This is a genomic window from Methylomonas sp. BG-2 (assembly GCF_057766305.1).
This window is the reverse complement of sequence record NZ_JBYMAP010000158.1, coordinates 1-9,495: the sequence shown is the minus strand read 5'-3', so window position 1 is coordinate 9,495 and position 9,495 is coordinate 1. Positions and strand designations below refer to the sequence as shown.

The 9,495-nt window shown below is 61.2% G+C and carries 8 protein-coding genes and 1 pseudogene; 7 read left to right on the top strand and 2 right to left on the bottom strand.

What is annotated here, in order from left to right; genetic code table 11:
- Positions 1 to 203 (top strand): annotated as a pseudogene (locus AC3B8H_RS14780) (SAM-dependent methyltransferase); the annotation flags it as partial.
- 215 nt (positions 204 to 418) lie between these two features.
- Here AC3B8H_RS14780 and AC3B8H_RS14775 read toward each other — a convergent pair.
- Complete coding sequence (locus AC3B8H_RS14775) at positions 419 to 1,051, bottom strand: FecR domain-containing protein (protein ID WP_488442308.1); 633 nt, start codon at positions 1,049 to 1,051, stop codon at positions 419 to 421.
- Between the two features lie 343 nt (positions 1,052 to 1,394).
- On the opposite strand from AC3B8H_RS14775, the gene AC3B8H_RS14770 reads away from it, so the two are divergent.
- The 3 genes from AC3B8H_RS14770 to AC3B8H_RS14760 all read left to right on the top strand — a co-directional run bounded on the left by AC3B8H_RS14770 (position 1,395) and on the right by AC3B8H_RS14760 (position 4,090).
- Positions 1,395 to 1,898: an RNA polymerase sigma factor gene (locus tag AC3B8H_RS14770; RefSeq protein ID WP_488442307.1), complete on the top strand. Its 504-nt coding sequence runs from the start codon at positions 1,395 to 1,397 to the stop codon at positions 1,896 to 1,898.
- A gap of 19 nt (positions 1,899 to 1,917) precedes the next feature.
- Positions 1,918 to 2,877: a FecR family protein gene (locus AC3B8H_RS14765; RefSeq protein WP_488442306.1), complete on the top strand. Its 960-nt coding sequence runs from the start codon at positions 1,918 to 1,920 to the stop codon at positions 2,875 to 2,877.
- Positions 2,878 to 3,019: 142 nt separating this feature from the next.
- Positions 3,020 to 4,090 carry an alkene reductase gene (locus tag AC3B8H_RS14760; RefSeq protein ID WP_488442305.1) on the top strand — a complete coding sequence of 357 codons (1,071 nt, stop codon included), beginning with the start codon at positions 3,020 to 3,022 and terminating at the stop codon, positions 4,088 to 4,090.
- Positions 4,091 to 4,118: 28 nt separating this feature from the next.
- On the opposite strand, the gene AC3B8H_RS14755 is transcribed toward AC3B8H_RS14760, so the two are convergent.
- Entirely contained in the window at positions 4,119 to 5,621 is a 1,503-nt protein-coding gene (locus tag AC3B8H_RS14755; RefSeq protein ID WP_488442304.1) for a TolC family protein, read from the bottom strand.
- 259 nt (positions 5,622 to 5,880) lie between these two features.
- On the opposite strand from AC3B8H_RS14755, the gene AC3B8H_RS14750 reads away from it, so the two are divergent.
- The 3 genes from AC3B8H_RS14750 to AC3B8H_RS14740 form a co-directional block, all read left to right on the top strand.
- Positions 5,881 to 6,150 (top strand): YtcA family lipoprotein, encoded by a 270-nt coding sequence (locus AC3B8H_RS14750; protein ID WP_488442303.1) that lies wholly within the window; start codon positions 5,881 to 5,883, stop codon positions 6,148 to 6,150.
- Between the two features lie 8 nt (positions 6,151 to 6,158).
- Positions 6,159 to 7,325: a secretion protein HlyD gene (locus AC3B8H_RS14745; RefSeq protein WP_488442302.1), complete on the top strand. Its 1,167-nt coding sequence runs from the start codon at positions 6,159 to 6,161 to the stop codon at positions 7,323 to 7,325.
- Positions 7,318 to 9,495: FUSC family protein (locus tag AC3B8H_RS14740; protein ID WP_488442301.1), on the top strand; the 2,178-nt coding region annotated here is incomplete at its 3' end. The genes AC3B8H_RS14745 and AC3B8H_RS14740, both read left to right, overlap by 8 nt.

Genomic DNA, 9,495 nt, shown 5'->3' with positions numbered 1-9,495 from the left:
AACGGGCCTTGATTCTGTTGCGCACAGGCGGTTTGGTGTTGATTGATAACGTTCTTTGGAATGGGCAGGTCGCCGATAGTGCTTTTGACGATGCCGATACCGTGGCGATACGCGGTTTGAATGAAAAAATTCATGCCGATTCCAGGGTTTCGATCAGCCTTTTACCAGTGGCGGATGGATTGACCCTGGCCTTAAAACGTTAGTCTCTGACCAGTCCGGTGGCGACAACTACGACCGTAGCGGGTCGGAAAATATCGGAAGTTTTGACAACGCGCCAGATGAGACCGAATACCACGCGTATCGGTCCGATACCAACACCGCTCGACTCTCGGCGCACGCACGGCTTGCGCGCCGACGCCGTCGCCGACTTCCACGGTGCCTTCGGCGACGGTTACGACCAAGTCCGCGCCGCACTTCTTCACGCTGTAGGCGGTGCCGACCGCGCGGGCTTCGGTATGGCCGCCTCCCACGATAAAGGGGTGGGTTTTGTCCGGCGCACTTCGAAAAACGCCTCGCCGCGCCGCAATTCGATGCGCCTTTTTTGTTTGCTGAAATCGACCGAGAGCACGGTATCGGTGTTCAGCGTGATTCGCGAGCCATCCGTCAGCGTCACGTTCGTCTGCTGTCCGGAGGCAGTGTGGTGGTCGCTGCGCCAATACTGATGCCGAGCCGGCAGAGCAGCCAGGCCGTGATAAGCAACGCGGCGAGCAACATGCGGGCGAGGCGAACGGGTGGGGGATGTCCGCGTGCAGGCGTTCGGCCACCGCGCGGCGACCGCCGAATCCGGTTGCGGAGCCCGGCAAGCGACCGACTCGTCGAGCGGGCCGTGGTCGCGGGCTTCCGAACGGGCCAGACCGCGCAAATAGTCCAGGGCCAGATTATTGGCAATCCGAAACAAAAACGCGCGCAAATCGATAATGTCTTCGCCGCCCCGGTATCTGGCGATGCGCAAATAGGTCTCCTGGGTCAAGTCGTCCGCCGCGGTCGGGCAGCTGACCTTGCGTGCCAAGAATTGGCGGATTTCGCTTTGGTGGCGTAAAAACGCGTTCAGCAGTAGGGGGTATGCAGTTTGAATCGGCCTTGGAATGGCCGCAATCAGCAGATCGCAGGCCGCTTTCTAGGTTCGGCGCACGCTTGCTATTGCCGGTACTCGGAGGTTGCGCGTAGCGTTTGAAACGAAAAAGTGTGGCATATGACGCATGGGGTGGGTGATATGCCTCGGTTTTTTGTGCGCATCAGTCCGATGGACGGCGGTGCGCGACCAGCCGAAACACCCGGTCAGTCCGGTATCCGCCGCTTATCGCAGGCCTTGGGTGCGGCGCCAGCGTCGGCGCGTTTAGTGGCTCGGCTTTTGCTTATTTAACCGCTTGGTTTCTCCGATCCTGCCGCCGACCATGACGATCAAAAGCCTTTTCGAGCAATTGTTTCACAGTCATTCCAAGGAGCTGGTGTATTTCGCCGGCCAGCGCGCGGCCGAGGTGGCGGAAGACGTGGTGCAGGACTCGTTTTTGCGATTGATGCAGCATCCGGAGCCGCAAACCATCGAAAACCATCGCGCTTATCTCTACAAATTGACCGGCAATGCGCTGATCGATTACCAGCGCAAGCTCGCGGTCCGCGAGCGCTACCACGGCGAAGTCGAGAACTTGGATAGCCTGCCGGCGGATGTGCCCGGCCTGGATGTCAGTCTGCACCACCAACAAATTCTGCAAGGCGTCATACGCGCGTTGGACGACCTGCCGCCGCTGCAACGCAGCATTTTCCTGTTGCATCGCATCGACGGCTTGACCTACCCGCAAATCGGCAAGCTGCTGCAGATGTCGCGCAGCCATGTGGAACGCCAATTTTACGCGGCGCTGGAACACTGCTTCGCGGCCGCGTTGGCCGGCAAACGCTGAGTTTTTGGGCCGTTCCGCCATGAGTCTGGCCAGCCTGACCGAATCTCAACGCCAAGCCCTGCAGTGGTTGTCGCGCTTGCGCGACGACGCCGATGAATCGGAACGCCGACAATTTCAAGATTGGCTCGACAGTTCGCCGGAACATGTCGAGGCTTACCAGCAAGTTCAACAATTCTGGCAACAGCTCGGCGACTTGCCGGAGGTGGCCGGCAAGCAGCTCGAAGCCGCGCGCGGCTTTGTTCGGCAAAGCCAGTGGGCCCGACGCCGGCGCAATATCGCCCTGATCGTCGCCGGATTCGCTGTCGCGTTGGCTGTCCGCTACCCGGAACCCTTGCAAAAACTCGCGGCGGCTCGCTATCAAACCGAGATTGGCCAGCGCCGGACCGTGGAATTGGCCGACGGTAGCCGCATCGAACTGAATACCGCGACGCTTGTGCGGATCGACCGCTTTGGCGAGCGCACGGTCTGGCTGGAGCAGGGCGAAGCCTGGTTCGCCGTCAAGCACGACGCCGAACGCCCGTTCGAAGTGCGGGTCGGCGCCGGCCGCATCCGCGATGTCGGCACTCAATTTAACGTCGCCATCGACCGCGATAGCACGACGGTCGCGGTGGCCGAAGGCGAAGTGGCGTTGAGCCTGCCCGGTAAGCCGGAACTGGCGCTGACCGCCGGTCTGCAAGCCGGCTTCAGCGCCGACGGAAATCTGGAGGCGCCCAGTGCCGCTGAAACCGGCAGCGGGGCTTGGCGCGACGGCATGCTGATCTTCAAGCGCCAACCGTTGCCGGACGTGTTGCGCCAACTGTCCCGCTATCATGCGGTCCAATTCAAAGTGCCCGATCCCGATCTGCAAGCCCTGACGGTTAGTGGCCGCTTTTCCACGACCGATTTGAACGAGAGTTTGAGCACCTTGCAAAACGGTCTGGCAGTGCGAATTGCCAGGGTAGGGGATAGCAGCATGGTGATCAGCGCTAAGGAACGCTGATCGGCGCCGCTGCCGGCTGAGCTTCTAAATTTGCTGGGGCCGAAGCGTTTTACCCAACGCGGCGTGAAAACTGAAAAAGTCCTGCCTTTAGTCGCTCAACGGCCCTGTTATCATTAAGCTCCCAACCATGCAGGAGCAGCCTATGAATCCCTTGTTCGACCTCATCCGTATCGGCGACTTCGAATTACCCAACCGCATCATCATGGCGCCGTTGACCCGCTGCCGCGCCAGCGCCGGCCGGGTGCCGAATCCATTGATGGCGGAATACTACGCGCAGCGGTCCGGTGCGGGTTTGATCATCAGCGAAGCCACTTGCGTCAGTCCGCAAGGTGTCGGCTATCCGGACACGCCGGGCATCTGGTCGCCGGCGCAAATCGACGGCTGGCGCGTGGTGACCGATGCGGTGCATGCCGCCGGCGGCCGGATTTTGCTGCAATTGTGGCACGTCGGACGAATCTCCGACCCGTATTACCTGGACGGTGCCTTACCGGTCGCGCCCAGCGCGATTGCCGCGCAAGGCCATGTCAGCCTGTTGCGGCCGATGCGCGATTTCGTCACCCCGCGTGCATTGGCATCGGACGAAATCCCCGGCGTGATCGAAGCCTTTCGCGAAGGTGCGGCCAATGCCAAACTGGCCGGCTTCGACGGCGTGGAAATCCACGCCGCCAACGGCTATCTGCTCGATCAATTCCTGCAAGACAGCACCAATCGCCGCGAAGACGCCTATGGCGGTTCACTGGAAAACCGCGCCCGTTTGCTGTTGGAAGTGGCCGACGCCGCGATTTCGGTTTGGGGCGCCGGCCGGGTCGGCGTGCATCTGTCGCCGCGCTGCGACATGCACGGCATGGGCGACTCCAACCCGTTGGCGACCTTCGGTTACGTCGCCGATCAATTGGGCCAACGCAACATCGCCTTCCTGTTCACCCGCGAAGCCCAAGGTCCCGACGCGATCAGTCCGGCGTTGAAACGCCGTTTCGACGGCGTATTGATCGCCAACGAAAATTTCACGGCGGAAAGCGCGGCTCAAGCCATCGCCGCCGGCGACGCGGACGCGGTGTCGTTCGGCAAACACTTCATCGCCAACCCAGACCTGCCGCGCCGCTTAGCGCTCGGCGCGCCGCTGACGCCGTACGACGCCGCGACCTTTTACCTGTACGGCGACCAGGGTCCGGGCAAGGGGTATACGGATTACCCGGTATTGGATACCGACTGACCAAACCGCATTATCGGTTGCCGATAGCTCAAGGCAAATCTCCACCGCCCGCCGCATAAACCAAGGCCGCCGCCGATTTCAGCAATCCGGCCCGGCTGTCGATTTCGGTGTAGCGGGCTCCGGCCAGATCCTTTTGCGCGGACAACAATTCGATGACGGTGGAGAAGCCGTGCTGGTAGGATTCCCGGGTTGCGGCGAAGGATTCTTCGGCGGCGCGTAGCAGGGCCAATGCGAATTCGCGCTTTTCCAACGCGGTTTTGGTGTCGGCGTAGGCTTGCCAGATGTGGCGCATGATGTCCAGGCGCAAGCTGTCGATTTGCGCTTCGCCGGCCCGGCGCTTGGCTTCGGCCTCCTCCACCGCGCTACGCCGCTCGAAGCCGTCGAACAACGTCCATTCCAGATTCAGCATCGCGCTGCCGACCCAATTGTCCGACGCATAATTCCGCCGGCTCGGCGGGTCGGTATGCACGTCGCCCCAATATTGGTTGCCGATACCGCCTTTCAACGACAGCTTGGGCCAATATTCGGCGCGGGCTTTTTTTACCTCCGCCTCGCGGGCGCGCAGTTCGGCCAACTTAGCCTGCAAGTCCGGGCGCTGCTCCAGGGCCTGATCGACGATTTTTTCCACCGACGGCGCCAGGGTGTCGGGCAACGGTATCTGGTTCAAATCGATCAGCGACAGTTCCGCCGACGGCGACAATCCGGCGCTGGTGGTGAGCGCCGCTCTGGTCTGAGTCACGGCGCCGCGCGCATCCTGCCAGTCGTAATTGGCCTTGGCTTGTTCCTGCAAGGCCAAAAGTAAGTCCGGCCGAGTCGCGAAGCCTTGCGCCAGTTTGGCCTGGACCGCTTCGGCGTTGGTTTTGGCGGCGATAAAAGTTTGTTCCGCCGCCGCGACTTTGGCGGTCGCCGCCTGGTAGGCGAAAAAACTGGCGGCGACGCGGTAGGCGATTTCCTGGTGTTTGCGGTCGAAAGCAAGTTGCGCGGCGGCGAAGCGTTCCAAGCTGGCGTCGTCCAAAGCCTCGCGGCGGCCGAAATCGAACAGCGTCCAGGCCAATTCGGCACCGCCGAAGGCTCCGACGCCGGTGCTGACCAGCGTGCTTTGCGGAATCGGAATGCTGGTCTTGAAATATTGTCCAAAGGCCAAAGCGGTCAGTTTCGGGTACCAACCGGCCGCTTCCCGTTCGACTTGGGCGGCGGCGGCTTTGGCTTCTTCCCAGCTCAACCGGGTTTCCGGATGGTTTTGCAAGGCCAGATCGACCAGGGCCGGTAGATCGTAATGCTGCCGGGCATTCGGCGCGGCCGGTTGGCCGGGTGCCGTCGGCGAGGGCGGCAGCGGATGACTTAGACGGTATTCGGACCAGCGCACCACCTGCGCTGGTATCGGTTCGCCGGCGTCTAGATCCCGGTGCGCGACGGGCGGCGTACAGGCGGTGCTTATCGACAACAGCAGCGGCAGCAACGGGCGGCCAGGGCTAAAATCGGCGTGCCGAATGCGCGGAACAGAGGGAAACGCGGAAACTGGCTGAGTCAAAAAATTCGCCACCATTAGAAGGAAATGCTTATATAGTAACGGAAGCGCCACCGCGAATGTGGCAACAAATTGACAACGAATATTGAATAATATCGTTGTATCAAACCGATTGTAGCGCTTTAAAATAAGAATGTTCGAACTCGCATCGGCTGTTGTGCCGCGCGCGGCTAAAAGCCTATCTCGGTTTTTACCGAAGCCGAGTGCGCAATAGGCCGCTTTTTCCCGTTCACAACGCCAACGCTCCGTTTTGAGGGTCGTCATGACACCGTTTCGTATTTTTAGATCGTCCCCGCTGCCGTACTCGGCGCCGCTATGGTTGGCCGGTTGCGATCCGATGCTGAGCCTGCACGGTTCGTTTTGGCCGGCCTGGATCGTCTGCATTTTATCCGGTCTGGCCGTCAGCGTTCTGTTGATGTGGCAATTGGCCCGTTACGGCTTGGCGCCGCATCTGGGCCCGCCGTTGTTGATCGGTCCCAGCCTGTGGGCATTATGCACCTTCGTCATTTGGTTGTTGTTCTACGCAAGTTGAGGCCCGGCATGGTAAGCGACCTTAAACTCGATTATCGGCGCCGGGTGCTCATCGGCCGAGTCCTCGGCATGGCGATCGTATTGGCCGCGGTTGCGACCGGCAGTTGGGTATGGCAAATCAATTTCCGCCATCCGCGCACCAACGACGCGATGGTCCGCGCCGACATCGTCGGTATCGCCCCGGAGGTCAGCGGCCGCATCGTACAACTGCGCGTGCGAGACAATCAGTTCGTACGCAAGGATGACTTGCTCTACGTCATCGATCCCAGGCCTTACCAAGCCAAGCTCGACCGCGCCAAGGCCGAACTGATGCTGGCGGAAAAAGAGGTCGAATCGCGTCAGGCTTCGAAAAGCTCGGCCGTCAGCGCGGTCTCGCGCCTGGAACATCAGCATGCGGCCGCACTGGCCGAAGTCAAGCGCATTGCCGCCGACGACGACTATCTGGAGCATTACCTCGAGCAACTGGAACCGCTGGCGGAAAAGCAGTACGTGACCGGCGATCAACTCAAGCAAGCGCGCGCGCGTTACGCTGCTTCCCGAGCGGCGTTGGCCGACGCCAAGGCCAAGGCGCTGTCGGTCGAGAGCGCGGTCGACGAAGCGGAAAACGAAAGCAAGCGCGCGCAATCCCTGATCGCTCAGGTCGGCGATGTCAACGCACGCGTCGAAGCGGCCCGCGCCGCCGTGACCGCCGCCGAGTTGGAGCTGGAATATTGCGAAGTTCACGCGCCGTTCGACGCCTACGTGACCAATCTGAATACCCGCGAAGGCGAATACGCCACGGCCGGCACCCAGGTCTTCGCGCTGGTCGACGACCGCCATTGGTACGCTGTCGCCAATTACAAGGAAACCTACTTGCAATCGATACACCCCGGCCAGGAAGCGGAGGTGTTTCTGGTCGGCTATCCCGGCAAGCGCTTTCGCGGCGTGGTGACCGGTATCGCTTGGGCCAACGCGCCGGACAACGTTAAGCAACAAGGCGGATTGCCGGAAGTGCGACGCACCTTGAACTGGGTAGTGCTGGCGTCGCGTTTTCCGGTCCGAATCGAAATTCTCGACCGCGATCCCGAGCGGCCGCTACGGATGGGGATGACCGCCTTCGTCACGGTATTCGACCGCGACTTGCCGATACCGGACGATACCGCCGCATCGGCGGGCGACGATCGGCGGCATGACTGATTCGTACCGCCGCGGCAGGCGCGAACGCCACAGCCGGTTTTGGTTCGGCACCGGTCTGGCCGAATTCCTGGCCGCCGAACTGACGGACTTTCCAGGCCGGCGAATCGCGGCGGCGCGGCTGTTCGCGGTGTCGCTGATTATCGCGACCGTCAGCCAGAGCCTGCACGTGCCGCCGTTAGGCGCGCTATCGCTGTTGGTCTGCCTTAGCTACGACGCTTACGCCAACGCCGGCCAATCGCTGGCCTTCGGCTTGCGCCAGTTGTTTTACCTGTTTGTGACGGTGCTGATCTCGGTGTTGGCGTTGATGTTGGCCGGCAACGATCCTTGGCTGATGCTGAGCCTGTCGTTCGCGATCATGGCGCTGGCTTTGTTCCACGCCCGGCTGATCGCTTGGCCGACTGGGATTGCGCTGTGGTACTCGATCCCGGTGATATACAGCCCGACCACGCCCGACGAAAATCTTTACCACGCCTTATGGAACATTCCATTGATCGGCGTGCTCGGCTTGGGCAGTTGGACACTGGTTCATCTCAGCATCGCACCGCAAGACCCGCGAACCTTGTTGAGCGCCGGTATCGCCGACCAGCTCGAGGCGGCCGAGCAGATGTTTCGCGGCCGACTGTCGGACACCGCGGCCAGCCGGCCGCGCCGCGCCGCGGTCAAACCGCCGGCGATCGGCCGGTTCGGCAAGTTGCAGACTTTGTTGGCCAACAGCGAATTGCTGCATCTGTCGATACGGCGCCGGCATGCGATCTATCTGGAATTGCTGCAGGAAATCGACGGATTGCGCCAAATTGCACTGTGGTTGGAGCAATCGCTGACCGACGATTATCGCGTCCAGCCGCTGACCGCGGAAAAACGCGCGGTCTACTCGACGTTACAGCAAGCCTGCGCAACCTTGCGACAGGGTTTCGCCAGCCGGCAAGACGTCAGCGACGCCGCGGCCGCGCTATTGGACGACAAGATATTGCAGCGTTATTCCGGAACCGGCCAGCCGACAGTGTTGACCGCATTTTGGCAAGCGCTGCAACGCACCGCCGATCTGATGCAACGCTTGCACCAGCCGGCGGCGGTCTCGGGCCCAATCGAAATGCAAACCGAACCGCAAACCTTTTTTCCGGCCTGGATGGGCTACGAATTTTGGCGGATGCACGCCGACAGCCTGCAATTCGGCATCAAATTTTCGTTGGGCGCGATCCTTTGCATGTTGATCGTGCAAAGCCTCGATTGGCCGGACATCAACACCGCGATACCGACGTGCCTGGTCGCGGCGCAGACCAGTCTCGGCGCCGATTACCGACTTTCGCTGCTTAGGGTGAGCGGCGCCGCGTTGGGCGGGGTGTGTGCCTATGTTTACGTGTTGGTGTTTCAGTCGCAGTTCGACACCGTGATCGGTTTCATGATTGCGACCGCGCCGTTTTGGGCTTTATCGGCCTGGATTACCGCCGGTAGCGAACGTATCGCCTATCTCGGCCGCCAGCTGGGTTTTTCGTTCGCGCTGTTCGTGTTGCACGACTTCGGCGCGGTCGAGGATCTGTTGCTGCCGCGCGACCGCGTCATCGGGATTTTGCTGGGTTTGACGGTGATGGGGGCGATTGATTATGCGTTGTGGCCGCGCCGGTCGGCGGCATTGGCGCGCCACCATTGCATCGCCGCGTTGCGCTCGCTGGCCAAGCTGACGGTGCGGCTGCCGGACCCCAGCCATTTGCTGAGCTATACGTTGCCGTTGCGGTTGGCGGCGGAAAAGGATTTGGCCGCGGCGCAGGACTTGCTGGCGCATGCGGTGCTGGAACCGGACGCCCGCCAAGCCGGTAAAATACGCGAACGCGGCGTGTTGCGGGCAATAATCCGCGACGCGAGCAATCTGTCGGCGCTGCTTCAGGTGCGGAAGCGCTATCGTTTGCTCAGCGGTCAGCAATTCGACCGTTTTCCCGACGCGCTGCAACGGCGTAGCCGCGACTTCGACGCCGCGCTGGCCAAGGCTTTGGCTCACGCCGCCGACATCGTCGCCGGCGAAAAAGACGTCGATTTGCACAATGCCGATACGATCCGCCAGATGTTGCGGCAAAGTTATACCCAGTATCACGATATCGCCGGTCTGCCGGACGATCTGGCGATGGAATGGGAATTGCGCTTTTTACTGGACGAGCAAATCTTGAAAACTTTGGAG